The sequence below is a fragment of the Rhizobium sp. AG207R genome (assembly GCF_027109195.1).
Lineage (GTDB): Bacteria > Pseudomonadota > Alphaproteobacteria > Rhizobiales > Rhizobiaceae > Rhizobium > Rhizobium dioscoreae.
The window spans coordinates 418,606-435,647 of sequence record NZ_JAEPVT010000002.1; the positions used below are offsets into that span (position 1 = coordinate 418,606).

Sequence of the window (17,042 nt, forward strand, 5' to 3'; positions counted from 1 at the left end):
CAAAGGATGCCAAGACGACAGTCATTCGGCGTCGGCGATAAGTTGCCGTCGGGGGTGATATCATTGTAACATTTATCTATTTTGCGCCTTCAGGGCACCGCGCATATGCTTCTGAAATACCGTTTCGATGATATCGGGACTAACCGGTTTCAGGATGACGTCGTCCATGCCGACATCGGCGCACTCCTTGCGGTCGCGCTCGAAAGCCTGCGTCAGAACACCGATGATCGGCGTATGGGAGCCGGTACCCTTTTCCGCGCCGCGGATCAGCCGGGTGGATTCAAAGCCGTTCAGTCCCGGCAGCGAAATGTCCATCAGGATCAGTTCCGGACGATGCTCCTGCCACAGGCGCACCGCCTCGTCACCACTTGCGGCGATCACATAGCTGTATCCCAAACCCTCGAGGATCTGCGAGAAGACGATCTGGTTGATATCATTGTCCTCAGCGACCAGAATCTGCGCCCGGCGCTCCTCTCCGGTCGCACGCCGCCATTCGGGCGCGAGCCCCGGCTCTATGCTCTCGCCAGGCTCGCCACGGATGTTGCGATTGAAATGGCGCGCGATCAGGAAGGCAAGCTCGGTTGCCAGCTGCGATCCGTTCAGCGACAACGCGGCTAGGTTCTGCCGCTCGGCCAGCTCAATTCCGCGCTTGCCGAGCTGGTTGTCGACGATGACCAGATCGATCTTGACGCCATGCGCGCTTGCCACGTCCAGAAATGCCGCCTCTTCGTTCTCGTTGTGTACGACGCAGGCTTCGAAGCCGTATTTCTCGAGCGTCTTCAGAGCCGCCGTTTCGGCAGCGAAATCCGGCGTGACGACGAGCACCTTGCGGCCGCTGAAATTCTCCGGAACGAAGGTCTCCATCGCCGCCGGACGGCGCGAAATGGTCTGCAGCGCGACCATCGGAACATAGGCGCGGCGATAGGAGCGATCGCCGTTTTCCCGAATGCTCGACGCGAGCGCGAACTCGTCGAAGTCGCCGCCATCCTTGGGCAGGTCCTGCATGGTGCAGACCAGGAAATAGCGGCCCGGCTTGCCGATGCGCTGCTTGCGGGTGACGATGTCGCGCTCGACACCGTCGCGGGCGATCTGGCGCTGCCGCGAGATCGACATTTCACCGGTCTCGATCACATGCCGATCGCTCTCATAGAAGCGATTGGCAAGGTCGGTGGAAAATATATCGATGCTCTTGCGACCGCGCACTTCGTCAGCCGCCGTCTGGTACTTGTCGCAGAACGCCCGGTTGACTGCGACGTAGACGAGGTTCTGGTCCTTGACGAAAACCGGAAAGGGCAGATTGTCGAGAATATCCTCGGTCAGCTGCACGCGCTCCATGTCGACGCGCCATTGCTCTTCGCGTTTCCTGGCTTCGGAAACATCGGAAATAATGCAGAAGCCGATGCCCGAGGATAGTCGTCGGTTGAGGATGCGCACCCAGCGGTCGTCGGCAAAATGCTCGGTGGTCTCGTAGCGTTCACGCCAATGGGTGGCTATGCGCTGCGATATCCAATCGTCGCGGCTCGCAGCTGTTTTGGTCTGATGCCGCTGATAGGCTACTCCAGTATCGAAGACGGCGCCTAGAAAATCGCGCAGCCGCGTGGAAGGTTGCAGGAAATCAGGCGTGATTGGGAAGAAGTTCAGAACCTGACGGCTGGCAAACAGCAAGAGGTCGTTCTTGTCGTAGGCGAAAAAGGCGCTGGAAAGACCATCGCAAAAGGCATCGAAGAACATCGTCTGCAGACTGCCGCCGAAAGGGGCATCAGCCGTCATCATTGCCAAAGCTGCCTTTTCAGTCTCGGCAGTCATTCGTCGGATTCCTACGCTCAACCAGTTTCACAACACGGCAAATCGACAGGGCGGCATTCGCTCTGCAAGGCAAGTTCATGGGAGTTGCATGCTGGCCTTGGCACTTGAAGCAGATGGCACCTGGCTCCATTTTGACTGATGGCCACCAACCTGCCATCGAGAGCCGTCAGCATGCACGAAACGCGCCACCTGCGGTCATTTCAAGTTCTGTCTCCGCAACCTGTCATCATTCCCTTAAACATTGATTAAATTTCTTAACAAAGTCCCCATGTAAACGGGTGGATCAAGGCCGTAAAATCGCCTTTCCTCTTCCCTCGCCGCCGCGAATCCACGAGAATGCAGCCATGGCCATCAAGCAACTTTCCGAGACCCTGATCAATCAGATCGCCGCCGGCGAAGTCATCGAACGCCCGGCGAGCGCCGCCAAGGAACTGATCGAAAACGCGCTCGATGCCGGTGCAACCCGCATCGAGATCGCGACCGCTGGCGGCGGCAAGGCTCTGCTAAGGGTGACCGATAACGGCTCGGGCATGGAGGAAACCGACCTCGAACTCGCGGTACGGCGCCACTGCACCTCGAAGATTTCCGATACGCTGGAAGACATTCGCACCCTCGGTTTTCGCGGCGAGGCCTTGCCCTCCATCGGCTCGGTGGCGAAGCTTTCGATCGCAAGCCGCAGAGTGGGTGCGGCCGGCGGCGCCGAGATCGCGGTTGCAGGCGGCAAGGTTCTGCATCTGCGCCCGGTGGCCGCCAATCCGGGCACGATCGTCGAGGTACGCGACCTGTTTTTTGCGACGCCGGCGCGCCTGAAATTCCTGAAGACCGAAAAGGCGGAGGCGGCCGCGATCACCGAAGTCGTCAAGCGCATGGCAATTGCCTTTCCGCGCGTGCGCTTCGTTCTGTCGGGCACCGACCGCTCGACGCTGGAATTTCCCGCGACGGGCGATGATCATCTCGCCCGCATGGCACAGATACTGGGTGCCGATTTCAAGGACAATGCTATCGCGCTCGATGCCGTGCGTGAGGATGTGAGCCTTACCGGTTTTGCCGGCGTGCCGACCTTCAACCGCGGCAACTCCGCGCATCAATATGCTTTCGTCAATGGCCGGCCGGTGCAGGACAAGCTGATCCTCTCGGCGATCCGCGGCGCCTATGCCGAAACCATCCCCGCCGGACGTTATCCTGTCGCGGTCCTTTCCCTGCGGCTCGATCCGGCGCTGGTCGACGTCAACGTACATCCGGCGAAATCCGACGTGCGCTTCCGCGATCCAGGGCTGGTGCGCGGCCTGATCGTCGGCGCCGTGCGCGAAGCGCTGGCGCGCGAGGGCGACCGCGCGGCTACCACCGGCGCAGACGGCATGTTGCGCGCCTTCACCGCCGGACGATCCGCCTTTCAGCAGGGTTGGCGACCCTCGCCAGCGCCGACCCCTTGGACGGCCGAAACGTCGCCATCCCGTCCCTACGAAAGAGCGGCGGCAGCGGCAGGCTACGGATTTGCCGAAAGACCGCAGGCTGCCTTCGACGGCCTTGCCATGCCGACCGCACGTGCCGAAGTCGCCCCGCCGCTGCAATCAGCACGTGCCGAGGAACCCGCTCGCTTTCCGCTGGGTGCTGCCCGGGCTCAGCTGCATGAAAATTATATCGTCGCCCAGACGGAAAACGGCCTTGTCATAGTCGATCAGCATGCGGCGCATGAGCGGCTGGTGTTCGAGGCCATGCGTAAGGCGCTGCATTCGAAGCGGCTGTCCTCGCAGGTACTGCTGATTCCGGAAATCGTCGACCTGCCCGAAGAAGATTGCGACCGGTTGATGGTATTTGCTGAAGAACTCGGCGAACTCGGGCTCGCGATCGAACGCTTCGGCCCCGGCGCAGTCGCCGTACGGGAGACGCCGGCGATGCTCGGCGAAGTCGATGCGCAGGGCCTGATCCGACAGCTGGCCGACGAGATCGCCGAATGGGATACAGCCTCTGGCCTTGCCGCCAAGCTGGAATACGTGGCCGCGACCATGGCCTGCCACGGTTCGGTGCGATCCGGCCGGCGCCTGCGCCCGGAAGAGATGAATGCGCTTTTGCGCCAGATGGAGGCAACGCCAGGCTCCGGGCAGTGCAATCACGGCAGGCCGACCTATATAGAGTTGAAGCTTACAGACATCGAACGACTGTTCGGGCGCAGCTAACCTCAGCCATTTCCAAAAGGAACTTTTCCGGGAAATAGTCTGGAAAAGTCGCGTCTGCTGCGTAATTTTAAAGTGTCACAGCGACCTTTGCGCGTCATATTTGACGTGCGGCGCTGTAGTGCGGTATGGCAAATAGATGACAGAGATCAAGGACGGCATCAGATGAATCTTTTCGAAGGACATGGAAACCGCGAGGCGAAAGTTCGCTATCTCGACGGCGATTTCCAGATCCTGATGCCGGGCTCCTATGTCGTCTGCGCCATGACTGGCAAACATATCGCTCTCGATGAGCTGCGCTACTGGAGCGTTGCCCGGCAGGAACCCTATGCCGATGTCATCACCTCGCTCGAGGCCGAAAAGCGCGCTGGCGCCCTTCCCAATCAAAAGCGCTGACTTTTCGCCGCTGAATAGTCAGACCTGTTTTAAGCCGCCTTGCTGCCGCGCTTTTCCTTCAAGCGTCGCTCGCGCGCGGCGGCAATAGCCCTGTCGATGATCAGCGCCGGCGCTTGCGGATCGGCAAAGACCATGTCGATCTCGACCACCCTGCAGCGCTGCAGCAATTCCTCGGTGCGGCCATGATGGCCAATGAGGCGGACATAATCTTTCGAGGTTGTGACGATCTCGAGCCCTTCGCGCGAGGCGATGTCGAGCATGTCGGAGACGTCGTCTTCGCCAGGATGTTCGTGATCTCCGAAGCTGCGCCGGACGGCGATCTCAGCCCCTAGCGTCTCCACTGTGCGGAAGAACTTGGCGGGATCGGCGATGCCGGCGAAGGCAAGTACCTTGCGGCCGCGCATATCCTCCTGCCCGCGCACCCTGACGCTTGCGGAAAAGAAGGGCTTCCCCGCCCTTGCCGCAAGGCGAACGACGCGATCGGCGGCAGTACCCTCGCCGACTTTCAGCAGGCCGGATGCAAAGAGGAGTTGCGTGCGCAGCGGCGCGCGCACAGGACCGCCTGGAACGAGGTGCCCGTTGCCGATACCTCTGCCGGCATCGATCACCACAAGGGCATAGTCGATGGCGAGCTGCGCGCTCTGGAAACCGTCATCCATGATGATGATGTCGGCGCCCTCGCGCACCAGCCTTTCCGCGCCATCGGCCCGACGACGGGCAATGACCGTCAGCGCCTCGCGGGCAAGCAGCAGCGGCTCGTCGCCAACAGCCGTGGCATGATGGTGCGAGGGATCAACGATCGTGGTGACATCGAGCGAGCCGCCATAACCGCGGCTCAGGAAACCAGGCTTCAGCCCCTTCGCCTTCACTGCCTGGGCAAGTGCAAGCGCCGTCGGCGTCTTGCCGGCGCCGCCAACCGTGAAATTACCGACGCAGATAACAGGCACCGGCACGGAAGCCCGTTTGCCATTCACCATGCGATGCCCGGCGATACGGCCATACAGGAACGAAAAGGGTAAGAGCCCCCAGGCACGCCAATCCGGCTTTCGCCACCAGAAAGGTGGGGCTTCCGATACCATGCGTCTAATCCAGCCCTATTCTTGTGCCCGCGACAAAGCGGCAAGAAAGGCCAGATTGCGTGAAAAAGCAAGCCATTGCCAGGATCAGGCCGATTGTGCCACAGGCAGGAGCAGGCTTTCCAGCTCGGTAATGTCGTTGAGGCAATAGTCCGATGCCGCCGTCAGCGTTTCGCGCGAGCCGGTGCCCGTCAACACGCCGACGGTCAGGCCCACACCGGCATTGCGGCCCATGTGGAGATCATGATTATTGTCGCCGACGACGGCGACCTGTGCCGGCGAAAGGCCGGTCGCGGCGTAAAAGCCGAGTACCATTCCCGGCTCCGGCTTGGTGCCGAAGCCGCTGTCGTAGCCGGCGATATAATCGACATAGTCGATGAAGCCGAAGCGGCGCGCCGTCTGGCGGATGGAGCGCTCATTATCGCTGGAGGCAATGCCAAGCTTGTAGCCGCGCTTATGCAGGCGCCGGAAGAAGGCGGCGAGATCTGTCACCGGCGAAGAGAAATCGGCCGCATGCGCAAAAAGCGCATCGAGTTTTTCCACCAGTTCCGCGACATCCACTTTCGAGCCGGCGGTCACCAGCCCCTCGGAAATCTGCCTGGTATTGCCGGCGGCAAGCAGGCTGTCGGGCACAATGTGACCGGAAATCGGGTCCATGCCGCAGGCGGAGAGAAGGTGATCGGCGAGGATAGGATCGTCTTGAGCAGCGATGCGTGCGAGCTCACGATTGACCGGCAGCCAGCTCTGGTCATAGTCGAGCAACGTGCCGTCCTTGTCAAAAAGAATGCCCGCAATCGCTCCCAGCTTGGCCGCTGTCATGCCCTTCCCTTCTTATCCGTTCGCCATCGTCTTCGGCATCAGCCGTGCCTTGACCGAAAGCGGATTGATATAAGGCTCCAGCCCCTTCACCGTTGCTGCCAGTGCACCACGCATTTCATGCACGGCTGCGAAGCCGGCATCGATCATGCTGCGCCGTGCCGTGTCGTTGGTGAGCAAATAATGGACGCCGCGCGCCAGCATCTCGGTATCGCGCACCATGCGGGCGCTGCCGCGGCGGGCGAGCAGCTGATAGGAATCGCGGAAATTCTGGACATGACCGCCGGTCAGGATCGCGCAACCGAGCATGGCCGGCTCAAGCGGATTCTGGCCTCCTTCATTGAACAGCGACTTGCCCATGAAGGCGACTTCGGTCATCCGCAGATAAAGCCCCATCTCGCCGATGGTATCGCCAAGGAAGACATCGACATCGGACGAAAGGATATCGTTGCGAGTGCGGCGCGCCACTTTGAGACCCTGTTCAGCGAGCATAGCCTCGATCGCGTCGCTGCGCTCGGGATGGCGCGGCACGATGATGGTAAGCTGGCCGTTATGCTCCTTCAGCATCGAATGGACGGAGGCTGCAGCACCCTCCTCGCCCTCGAAAGTGGAGACCGCGGCCCAGGTCTTGCGGTCGCCGATTTGCTTCATGTAGCCGGCGAGCGTCGGTGCATCATAGGACGGCGCATCCGTATCCACTTTGAGATTGCCCGATTTCAGAACCTGCAAAGCGCCGAGATCGCGGAAGCGTTCGGCGTCGAGGTCGGACTGGGCCACGACCAGCGCCAGATTTTCAAACAACGCCTCGGCAAGCGAGAGATGCCGGCTCCAGCGTTCAAAGGATCGATCCGACATGCGGGCGTTGACGAGGATCTGCGGGATTCGCTTGCGGCCAAGCTCCATGATCGTCGTCGGCCAGATCTCGGATTCGGCAAAAATGGCGCAATCGGGCTGCCAGTAGTCGAGGAAGCGCTTGATGGCGGGCTTGAGATCGAGCGGCACGTATTGATGGATGACCTCTTCGCCAAGACGTTGCTGCGCAACCTTGGCGGAGGTGATCGTGCCCGTCGTCAGGATAACGTGAATATCGCGGCGACGGATCTCGCGGATCAACGGAATGACGGCCGAGGTTTCCCCCACGCTCGCGGCATGGAACCAGATCAACGGCCCCTGCGGGCGGTTGGCGCTCGCATAACCCGAGCGCTCCAGTTTGCGGGAACTATCTTCCTTGCCCTTGGCCGCGCGAACCGCGAGATAAGGCCCGATGAATGGATAGACTGCGATTCCGCCAAAGCGATAGGCGCTCAAGGCAAGACGCGCCCTGAGGCTACTCATTTCGTTCGCCTCCTATCCCAGCTGATCACCATCAATGCCAAATCCCGATTATCAACCGGCCGAATAAACAGCCGAATTTTCGTTCTTATTGTGTCAAAGATACTGCTTCATGACCGGATTTAAAGCGACGGGGCTGTACCGGATAGAGATATCAAATGCAAAATTCGGTGCGAGGCGCTTAGGATGCCGCTTTTTCCTGCGGATCGAGCAAACGATGCAGGTGGACAATGAAATAACGCATATGGGCATTGTCAACGGTCTGCTGCGCCTTGGACTTCCATGCCACCAGCGCGCTCGCATAGTCGGGATACATGCCGACGATATCGAGCTCGTTGAGATTGCGGAACTGGACCTCTTCGAGGTTTTCCAATTCACCGCCGAAGACAAGGTGCAGGAGCTGCTTTTTGCCGCTGGTATCAGTCATTTTCGTCTCTTTCTACTGTCGTCCCCCTCCGTCCTTCATCTGCGGGATTTTGACGGAAAGGTCAACCGTCTCGTCGGTTCGATAGTTGACGAAGAAACTCCGGTAATTGCGCTGCCGATGCACCGCAAAGCTCGTCATGCGATACTTCGGCGCGATTGTAGCTGAGGGTATTGCCCGAAAGGTCCACGAGCGCGCCGCCGGCCCGCTCCAGAATAAGATCGGCGGCGGCCAGATCCCAGTCATGCGAGTTGCGCTTGACGATCGTTCCTTCGAGGCGCCCGTCCGCCACCATGGCGAGGCGATAGGCGAGCGACGGCACGTGCTTCACCCGCTCGACCGTCTTGCGAAAATCCGGATCGACGCCCTTCAACATCTCCTCGCCGGTCGCCAGCCGATGGATGTCATCACCGACTCTCTGAGACACGCGGATCGGCTTGCCGTTCTTCAGGGCCTCCCCACCAGCCGTCGCCACGAAAAGCTCGTCAAGCGCCGGCGCGTAGAGCACGCCCGCCACAGGCCGCCCATCGGTGACGACGGCGACGCTGACGCACCAAAGATCCAGGCCCGCAAGAAATCCCCTTGTGCCGTCGATGGGGTCGACGACGAAGACGGTCGCGTGCTTCAACCGCTCGGCATCGTCGTCGGTTTCCTCGGAAAGCCAACCATAGTCCGGGCGCGCCGAGCGCAATGTGACGGCAAGGCTTTCGTTCGCCGCAAAATCGGCAGCACTGACCGGGGACTGGCCGTTGTTCTTCCACCAGACCTCCGGCGATTGCCGGAAGAAACCGAGAGCGATCTTGCCCGCCTCGAGCGCGGCACCCACGATCAGGTTCACGTCGCTCAATTGGCCGGCCTTGCTATCGATCATTGATTAATTCCAATCTCCGCTCGTTTCTCAGCGGCCTGCCAGCGTCATGCCCTCAATGGCAAGCGTCGGAGCAGCGATGCCGAAATCGCGGTCGATGTCGTTTGCCGGCGTCACGCGCATGAACATGTCCTTCAGGTTGGAGGCGATCGTCACCTCCGAAACCGGGAAGGTCAATTCGCCGTTCTCGATCCAGAAACCGGTGGCACCGCGGCTGTACTCGCCTGTTATCATGTTGACGCCCTGGCCGATCAGCTCGGTCACATAGAAGCCCGTACCGACGCTATGGATCAATTCCTCCGGCGAAATATCGCCCGGCTCCAGCGCCAGGTTGGTGGACGCGGGTGATACGGACGTACCGCCGCGCACGCCGCGGCCGTTGGTCTTCAGTCCGCCGCCGATTTCCCGCGCGGTTGCCGTGGACAGGAACCAGGACTGCAGCACGCCGTCCTCGATCATGACGAGCCGCTTGCCCGATACGCCCTCGCCGTCGAAGGGGCGCGAGGATGGGCCACGCACGATCAGCGGATCGTCCGTGATCGAGAGGCCCGATTTCAGCACCTGCTGGCCCATCTTGTCGCGCAGGAAGCTGGTCTTGCGGGCGACGGAAGCGCCATTGATCGCGCCGGCAATATGGCCGACGAAGCCGCGGGCGACGCGCGGGTCGAAAACGACGGTGACGTTCTTGCCCGTCGGAACCTGGCGCGGATTGAGCCGTTTGACGACTCGTTCGCCGGCGCGGCGGCCGATCTCTTCGGCCGCATCGAGATCGGCGAAATAGAGGCGGCTGTCGAAATCATAGTCGCGCTCCATGCCGGTGCCTTCGCCGGCAATGACGCTGACGGAGCGCCCGAAGCGCGAGCCCATATAGTGGCCGGCAAAACCATGTGAGGTGACGAGCACGAGGCCGCCCATGCCGGCCGAAGCGCCGGCACCGGAAGAATTGGTGACGCCAGGAACAGCGAGTGCCGCAGCTTCTGTCGCAAGGGCCGCTTCGCGCAGCTGCTCCGTGGAGACCTCGGTCGGATCGAACAGTTCGAGATCGGGATAGCTCTTGGCGAGATCCGCTTCGTCAGCGAGGCAGGCAAAGGGATCTTCCGGAGAAACCTTGGCCATGGCGACCGCGCGTTCGGCAAGAGCGTTGAGATCGAAGCCGGGATTGGCCGAAACGCTCGCCACGCGATTGCCGACGAAGACCCTCAGCGAGAAGTCGTCGCTCTCGGAGGATTCCGTGCCTTCGACCTTGCCGAGACGGACGCTGACGGAATGGGCCCTCGACCGCACCACGACGGCATCGGCGGCATCCGCACCGGCTTTCCGGGCGAGGTCGATCAACTGGCTGGCACGGGAAAGCAGAGTGGCGGAATCGATTTCAGAGGTCATGACTTGGCCTTTCCTTCGCGTTCCATTTATTGTGCACTACATAAAGCATCAAGGGCGGCAAAGCCGATTCTTGTTCTAATCCCTTCACGCATGGTTGTTTATCATGACCAAGCGTCGCAACACCGCCTGCCCCACGGAAAGAAACAGACGATGTCCGCCCCCAATACGCTTTTCACTGAAACCCTGCTGCTGCTCGGCGGTGCCGTCGTCACGGCGCCTATCTTCAAGAAACTGGGGCTTGGCACGGTGCTCGGCTATCTCGCCGCCGGCGTTGTGATCGGGCCGATTCTCCACAGCATCAGCGACAGCGAGGCCGTGCTGGCCGTGGCCGAACTCGGCGTCGTCTTCCTGCTCTTCATCATCGGCCTGGAACTGAAGCCGTCCCGCCTCTGGCAGATGCGTCGGGATATTTTCGGCCTCGGCACGGCACAGGTGGTTCTCAGCGGACTTGCGCTGATGGTGGCCGCCTATTTCGAGGGCATTGCCGGCTGGAAGGGCAGCATCATCATCGGTTTCGGCCTGGCGCTTTCCTCGACCGCCTTCGCGATGCAGATCCTCGAGCAACAGGGCGACGTCAACACGAAATACGGCCAGCGCTCCTTCTCGATGCTGCTGCTGCAGGATCTTGCCATCGTGCCGCTGCTGGCGCTGATCACCGTGCTCGACGGCGCGCAGGAAACCGCCAATCCACTGCCAAGTCTCGCCATTGCCATCGGCGCCGTCGCAGCGATGATCATCGCCGGCCGTTACCTGTTGACGCCGCTGTTTCAGGTGATCGCACGCACCGGCGCGCGCGAGGCGATGATTGCCGCAGCCCTATTCGTCGTCATGGGATCGGCAACGCTGATGCAGCTCGCCGGCCTCTCCATGGCGATGGGAGCCTTTCTCTCCGGCGTGATGCTGGCGGAATCCTCCTATCGGCATGAGCTGGAAGCGGATATCGAGCCCTTCCGCGGCGTATTGCTCGCCATTTTCTTCATCGCAGTCGGCCTATCGCTGAAACTCGACGTCATCCTCGACAACTGGGTGATGATCGTGCTCGCCGTCCCGGTAATGATGGTCATCAAGGCGGTCGTGATCTATGCGCTCTGCCGGGTCGCAGGCTCGCCGCACAATGATGCCGTCCGTATCGCGGGGCTGCTGCCGCAAGGCGGCGAATTCGGTTTCGTGCTCTTCAGCGCGGCCAGCGCCAGCGGCAATCTTTTCTCGGCGAACACGGCATCGATGCTGATCGCCATCGTGACGCTATCGATGGCGCTGACACCGCTCAGTTCCGCGCTGGCGAAACGGCTTGTGAAGGGCGATACGCAGGAAGAACTGGACGAGGATTTCGAGGGCGCCGGTTCCGATGTGCTGATGATCGGCTTTTCGCGTTTCGGCCAGATTGCCGCACAGATCCTGCTTGCCAGCGGCCGCGACGTGACCGTGATCGATTTCTCCGCCGACCGCATCCGCCAGGCATCGAGCTTCGGCTTCCGGATCTATTTCGGCGACGGCACTCGCAAGGACGTACTGCGCTCGGCCGGCATTGACCGCGCCAAGATCGTCGTCGTCAGCACGCATCTGCGCGAGGTGACGGACAAGATCGTCGAACTTGTGCAGACGGATTATCCGCATGCGCGCCTTTTCGTCCGCTCTTATGACCGTATTCACTCGATCGAGCTGCGTCACAAAGGCGTGGATTATGAGCTGCGCGAGACGCTGGAATCCGGCCTGCTCTTCGGCCGCCGCACCCTGGAAGCACTTGGCGTCAGCGAAGCCGAGGCCTATGAAATCGGCGAGGATATCCGCAAGCGCGACGAGCAAAGGCTCGTACTACAGGTGAGCGAGGGCCTGCAGGCCGGGACAGACATGCTCTATTCGCGCCCGGTCAAGCCCGAACCGCTGGTCAAGCCGAAGCGTGCCGCCGACACTTACAGCGACGCCGACGATCTGGTGGCATTGCCACAAGAAGAGCCGGAGCGGGTTTAGTCGCTTCGTTTGCATAATCCTGGCGAAACACAGCCAGCGGCTTATTGGCGGATACTAATTCTTCGCGGTCATCACCCGGTCGAGCGCGAATTTCAGCTCGTCCTTGATGCCGGCCGACATGGCGAGAATGTCGCGTGCCTTCAGGAAATCGAGGACGCCGGTGCGGCCGACGGCGGGGCGCAGGAAGATTTGAGGTGCCTGCAGGCGCAGCTTCAGGGCAATATTGGACTGCATGGTGAGCTGGCCGGCACCGAACAGGCTCTCGATACGGTTCGGAACCTGTCGACCGCTGCCTTCCGGCCCGCCGACGACGTCGATGCCGATGATGATATCGGCAAGACCGGCCAAATGTTCATAGGGAACCGGATTCATGATACCGCCATCGATCATTACGCGGTCTCCGAGCTTGACCGGCATGAACACGGCGGGAATGGCCGCAGAAGCGGCGAGCACGGGGAAGAGTTCGCCCTTCTCGATGACGACCTCCGCCTGGTCGTAATAATCGGTCGTGACCACCTTCAGCGGGATGTGCAGCTCGGAAAAGCTTTCCGGGATGGCCGGCGGCAGGAAGGTGCGCAGAATGCGTTCGAGATTGAATTGACCGAAGCGGATGCTGCGCATGCTGACCGGCCGCAGGCTCCAGATCTTGTTGAGAACGGCCGGGCGATTACCGACGGTTGCCAGGGTATAATCGCGGATCTCAGCACCGCTCATGCCGACGGCCATGGCCGCGCCCATAATCGAACCGATGGAGGAGCCTGCTATGGCGACGGGGCGAATGCCGAGTTCGTCCAGCGCCTCTATGATATGAATATGGGCGAGACCGCGCGCACCGCCGCAGCCGAAGGCGACTGCGACGCTCGGCGTGCCGGAGGCGGCGAGCGGATAGTCGCTGCCGACGAAATCAGCATAATCGCCCATAGTGTTCTCCTTCCTCCGTCAGGCCGCCAGCGGCTGGTAACGGAAGAAATGCATCTTGCTGTCGCCGAAGATTCGCTCCTCCAGAAACAGGAAATCAGACGGCGCGGCAACTGTGACATCGGCGCGCTCCTCGAGGATCGCCAGAGCGCCCGGTACCAGCCAGCCACCGGCGGCAGCGGCCGCGAAAGCCTTCTCGCCCAGCCCCTTGCCGTATGGCGGGTCGGCGAAGAGAAAATCGAAGGGTTCGAGATTGCCGACGCTGCCGAGGTCCGTCGCATCACGACGCAGCATGCGCGTGCGGCCATGCAGGCCGAGCGCATCGATGTTCTCCCAGAGAAGGCCCCTGCCCTCGACGCTGCTTTCCACGAAGAGCACGTGACGGCAGCCCCGCGAGGCTGCCTCCAGCCCGACGGCGCCGGTGCCGGCAAAAACGTCCATCATCCGCGTGCCATCGATGGCCTCGGGATAGGCGTGGTTCAGGATGTTGAACAGGCTTTCGCGCGTGCGATCCGCCGTCGGACGAATATCGTTCGACTTCGGCGTTGCAAGCGAGCGACCGCGAAACTCACCGCCGACGATCCTCACCGCGCGTCAGCCCCTGCCGCCCTTGGGGCCGCCCCTGCCGGGGCCACCCCGACCGGAACCGCCGCGCGGACCGCCGGATGGGCGACCTGCGCCACCCGGCTTGCCGCCAAAGCCACGCGAGCCACCGGGCTTTCCGCCCGGCTTACCGCCAAAGGATTTGCCGCCAGGCTTCTTGCCGAAGGGCTTGCCGGCCGGCCGATCGCCGAAGGGTCGGTCACCACGGGGCGGACGATCACCAAACGGGCGATCGCCGCGGGGGCGTTCGGAGCGCTGTTCACCGCCGAAAGACTTGTTGCGCGGACGCTCGTCTCCCTCGGCACGCGGACGCCGGTCGCCACGAGGCTTGTCGCCGAAAGGCCGGTCGCCGCGCGCAGGTCGATCTCCGAAGGACCGTTCGGAGCGGGCTTCACCCTGGAAGGACTTCGCACGAGGACGGTCACCACTCTCCGACCGAGAACTGCGTTCGCCGCGCGGACGATCGCCAAACGCCCGATCGCCGCGGGGACGATCACCAAACGGTCGTTCCCCACGGGCGGGACGATCACCCTGGGGGCGATCGCCGCGCGAGCGCTTGCGATCAAAGCCCTCGTCGTCGCCACGCGACCTGCGCGGCGCTTCCTCGCTCGAACGAATCCATTCGCCATCGCCTTCGTCGACGCGATTGATGCGGACGCGCGGGCCTTCATCCGCACGGTCGAAGCCGCTGCGCTGTGGGCGTTCAATCTCGCCACGGCGGAAGGCGGTCTTTGCATTCTTGGCGGCCTTCGCTGCCGCCTTTTCACCGAGCGGGCGGGCGCCTGGCGCCATCCAGACGTTGGCGCTGCGGCGCGGGCCGAGCGGCTGGCGCTTCGCCCGGTCGTCGTCCTTGTGGCCGCCTTCGCGGCGATCATCACGCTTGGCATCGCGCTTGGTGTCCAGACGGCTCAAGGCGCGCTCGCGCTTATCCTCGGGACGCTCGCGACGCGGGCGCTCTTCCTTGGCCGTGCGAGCCGGCTTCCCAGCATCCGCCTCTTCCGGCTCGGCCACGGCCGGGGCGTTATAGAGCGGCGCATCGAAATTCGCCTTGGCATCTTCGACTAGGCGCGGACCGAGCTGATCGCGCAGCGTGCGGCCGCGCACCTCGAGCACATGGCCTTCCGGCAACTCGCCGAGCTGGAACGGGCCATAGGAGATGCGGATCAGGCGATTGACCTCGAGGCCGAGCGCGCCGAGCACGTTCTTGATTTCGCGGTTCTTGCCTTCGCGCAGGCCCATGGTGATCCAGACGTTGGACCCCTGCGTGCGGTCGAGCGTTGCGTCGATCGAGCCGTAAAGCACGCCATCGACGGCAATGCCCTCCTTCAGCTTGTCGAGCGCTTCCTGATCGATCTCGCCATGGGCGCGCACGCGATAGCGGCGCAGCCAGCCGGTGGTCGGCAATTCCAGAACACGGGCAAGGCCGCCGTCATTGGTCAGCAGCAGCAAACCTTCGGTGTTGATGTCGAGACGGCCGATCGACATGACGCGCGGCAGCTCGTCCGGCAGGTTGTCGAAAACGGTCGGACGCCCTTCCGGATCGGCATTGGTGGTCACCAGGCCTGCCGGCTTGTGATAGAGCCACAGGCGGGTGCGCTCGATGCCACGGATCGGCACGCCGTCGACCTCGATCTTGTCGGCGAGCGTCACATTGACCACGGGCGTATCGAGGAGCACGCCGTTGAGCTTGACGCGGCCATCCAGGATCATGCGCTCGATATCGCGGCGAGACGCTACGCCGGCGCGCGCCATCACCTTGGAAATGCGCTCGGCCTTTCCATCCTCGACCGCGGTCGCTTCCGCAGCTTTGACGGCTGCTACCTTCGCAGGCTTCGCGCCATCCCGTTTTACCGTCTTCTTGTCGCCAGCAAAGGGTTTAGACCCAGGCCGCTTGGGCTTGTCATTCATCGTCATTTGTTGTTTGCCTGAATTTTTAACGCGTGTTCCTATCAGGTCACGCCCTTGCGGTTAAGTGGAAAAACTTGAATGGCGGCTACAAATCAATTCATGGAGCTTGCTTTGGTCGAAGCGCGCCGCGCTGGAGAACGTGGCGAAGTGCCGATCGGCGCCGTCGTCGTGCTCGACAACAAGGTCATCGCGGCGGCCGGCAACCGCACTCGCGAGTTCAATGACGTCACCGCGCATGCCGAAATCGTCGCCATCCGCCTGGCCTGCGAGGAACTGGGCCAGGAACGTCTTGCGGGCGCCGATCTCTATGTGACGCTGGAACCCTGCACCATGTGCGCCGCCGCCATTTCGTTCGCGCGCATCCGCCGTCTCTATTATGGTGCCGAAGATCCGAAGGGCGGCGGTGTCGACAATGGCGTCCGCTTCTATCGTCAACCAACCTGCCACCATGCGCCGGAGGTCTATTCCGGCCTCGGCGAAACCGCATCCGCCGACATCCTCCGAGCTTTCTTCCAAGCGAAACGCTCCGAAGACTGAAAAAGCGGCGCTGTAACACTTTAAAATTCTGCATTTTTTCCCTTAAATCGATTCCGATTCAAGGATTATGCAGCTGCCGCCGCCTTGAAATCTTTTTACTGGAAAGGCTTCCACCAGCTGCTGTTGTTGGTCTGCTGCGCAGCCTCGGCATCCTTCTTGCGCTTCTTTTCCTTCTTCGACTCGGGCGTGCCGAGATCGTTCAAAGCAGCCTGATCGGATACCTGGCGATATTGCTGCGGCGGGTCGATCAGATAGCGACGCTGATCGATATAGGTGCCGGCCTGGTCCTGACGGGCAGCGCGATAGGCAGCCGTCTGCTGCGCTTCGCTCAGATGGTTCTTGGCGCTGTCGGCCTGAGCCAGCGGCGAGCGATAGTTGACGTCGTTCTTCTTCTCGTCGGCTTCTGCGGCAAGGCGCTTGCGGGCATCTTCCGGCGATTCCAGCCAGGCCGGGTTGTCCTTGCTGGCCAGCGACTGCTGCGGCTGAGTCAGGGTGTTCTTGTCGCCACCAATAACCAGACCAGGTCTGTTCGGGTATTTTACACCCTTGTCCTTCGGCGTTGCGGCAGAAACGGAGGCGATATCGCCGAGGTCATCGAGGAGCTGGACGCCGGCCGTCTTGTCGGTGCCGTAAGTCGGGCTGCTAAGGCAACCGGACATGGCGCCGCAGCCAACCACAAGTGCCGCCAAGCTGACGCCGACACGAACCTTATGCATCGCTCTCATGAAAACCCTTCCCAGCCATGCCGGAATAAACGCAATAGGACCCCATTCAACGGCAACTGCCGTAAAATTCAGGCCATTTTCAGGCAGCTTTTACCGGATGAATGC

Annotated in this window: 15 protein-coding genes; 4 read left to right on the top strand and 11 right to left on the bottom strand. The window is 61.7% G+C overall.

The window, feature by feature from the left end; genetic code table 11:
* Positions 1–72: 72 nt before the first annotated feature.
* Positions 73–1,806 carry a response regulator gene (locus JJQ51_RS06020; RefSeq protein WP_269244419.1) on the bottom strand — a complete coding sequence of 578 codons (1,734 nt, stop codon included), beginning with the start codon at positions 1,804–1,806 and terminating at the stop codon, positions 73–75.
* 344 nt (positions 1,807–2,150) lie between these two features.
* On the opposite strand from JJQ51_RS06020, the gene mutL reads away from it, so the two are divergent.
* The gene (mutL, locus tag JJQ51_RS06025) at positions 2,151–3,983 is read left to right on the top strand and encodes a DNA mismatch repair endonuclease MutL (protein WP_113390230.1); all 1,833 of its coding nucleotides are present in this window, start codon (positions 2,151–2,153) and stop codon (positions 3,981–3,983) included.
* 162 nt (positions 3,984–4,145) lie between these two features.
* A complete protein-coding gene (locus JJQ51_RS06030) occupies positions 4,146–4,376 on the top strand; it encodes a DUF2093 domain-containing protein (protein WP_069612411.1) in 231 nt (76 codons plus the stop codon).
* A gap of 29 nt (positions 4,377–4,405) precedes the next feature.
* Here JJQ51_RS06030 and lpxK read toward each other — a convergent pair whose 3' ends face one another.
* From lpxK to JJQ51_RS06060, 6 genes are all read right to left on the bottom strand, one after another.
* Positions 4,406–5,455 carry a tetraacyldisaccharide 4'-kinase gene (gene lpxK / locus JJQ51_RS06035; RefSeq protein WP_113390231.1) on the bottom strand — a complete coding sequence of 350 codons (1,050 nt, stop codon included), beginning with the start codon at positions 5,453–5,455 and terminating at the stop codon, positions 4,406–4,408.
* Between the two features lie 84 nt (positions 5,456–5,539).
* A complete protein-coding gene (locus JJQ51_RS06040; protein ID WP_269244420.1) occupies positions 5,540–6,271 on the bottom strand; it encodes an HAD family hydrolase in 732 nt (243 codons plus the stop codon).
* 12 nt (positions 6,272–6,283) lie between these two features.
* Entirely contained in the window at positions 6,284–7,603 is a 1,320-nt protein-coding gene (waaA, locus tag JJQ51_RS06045; RefSeq protein ID WP_152095511.1) for a lipid IV(A) 3-deoxy-D-manno-octulosonic acid transferase, read from the bottom strand.
* A 178-nt stretch (positions 7,604–7,781) separates the two neighbouring features.
* The gene (locus tag JJQ51_RS06050) at positions 7,782–8,027 is read right to left on the bottom strand and encodes a DUF4170 domain-containing protein (RefSeq protein ID WP_015338950.1); all 246 of its coding nucleotides are present in this window, start codon (positions 8,025–8,027) and stop codon (positions 7,782–7,784) included.
* A gap of 61 nt (positions 8,028–8,088) precedes the next feature.
* Positions 8,089–8,895 carry a 3'(2'),5'-bisphosphate nucleotidase CysQ gene (locus tag JJQ51_RS06055; RefSeq protein ID WP_113353847.1) on the bottom strand — a complete coding sequence of 269 codons (807 nt, stop codon included), beginning with the start codon at positions 8,893–8,895 and terminating at the stop codon, positions 8,089–8,091.
* 27 nt (positions 8,896–8,922) lie between these two features.
* Positions 8,923–10,275 carry a TldD/PmbA family protein gene (locus JJQ51_RS06060; RefSeq protein ID WP_269244421.1) on the bottom strand — a complete coding sequence of 451 codons (1,353 nt, stop codon included), beginning with the start codon at positions 10,273–10,275 and terminating at the stop codon, positions 8,923–8,925.
* A gap of 150 nt (positions 10,276–10,425) precedes the next feature.
* Between JJQ51_RS06060 and JJQ51_RS06065 the strand changes: the two genes are divergently transcribed.
* Positions 10,426–12,246 carry a monovalent cation:proton antiporter-2 (CPA2) family protein gene (locus JJQ51_RS06065; RefSeq protein ID WP_113390233.1) on the top strand — a complete coding sequence of 607 codons (1,821 nt, stop codon included), beginning with the start codon at positions 10,426–10,428 and terminating at the stop codon, positions 12,244–12,246.
* 54 nt (positions 12,247–12,300) lie between these two features.
* Here JJQ51_RS06065 and JJQ51_RS06070 read toward each other — a convergent pair whose 3' ends face one another.
* The 3 genes from JJQ51_RS06070 to JJQ51_RS06080 are packed head-to-tail and all read right to left on the bottom strand — an operon-like array spanning position 12,301 to position 15,681.
* Positions 12,301–13,167, bottom strand: coding sequence for a patatin-like phospholipase family protein (locus JJQ51_RS06070; protein ID WP_113330958.1), 867 nt, complete (start codon positions 13,165–13,167; stop codon positions 12,301–12,303).
* A gap of 18 nt (positions 13,168–13,185) precedes the next feature.
* A complete protein-coding gene (gene rsmD, locus JJQ51_RS06075; protein ID WP_113330957.1) occupies positions 13,186–13,752 on the bottom strand; it encodes a 16S rRNA (guanine(966)-N(2))-methyltransferase RsmD in 567 nt (188 codons plus the stop codon).
* 6 nt (positions 13,753–13,758) lie between these two features.
* Positions 13,759–15,681, bottom strand: a complete 1,923-nt coding sequence (locus JJQ51_RS06080) for a pseudouridine synthase (protein WP_269244422.1) — start codon at positions 15,679–15,681, stop codon at positions 13,759–13,761.
* Positions 15,682–15,753: 72 nt separating this feature from the next.
* Here JJQ51_RS06080 and JJQ51_RS06085 point away from each other — a divergent pair, with 72 nt between their 5' ends.
* Entirely contained in the window at positions 15,754–16,212 is a 459-nt protein-coding gene (locus tag JJQ51_RS06085) for a nucleoside deaminase (protein ID WP_113421452.1), read from the top strand.
* 95 nt (positions 16,213–16,307) lie between these two features.
* Here JJQ51_RS06085 and JJQ51_RS06090 read toward each other — a convergent pair whose 3' ends face one another.
* Entirely contained in the window at positions 16,308–16,937 is a 630-nt protein-coding gene (locus JJQ51_RS06090) for a hypothetical protein (protein ID WP_113330954.1), read from the bottom strand.
* Positions 16,938–17,042: the final 105 nt, after the last annotated feature.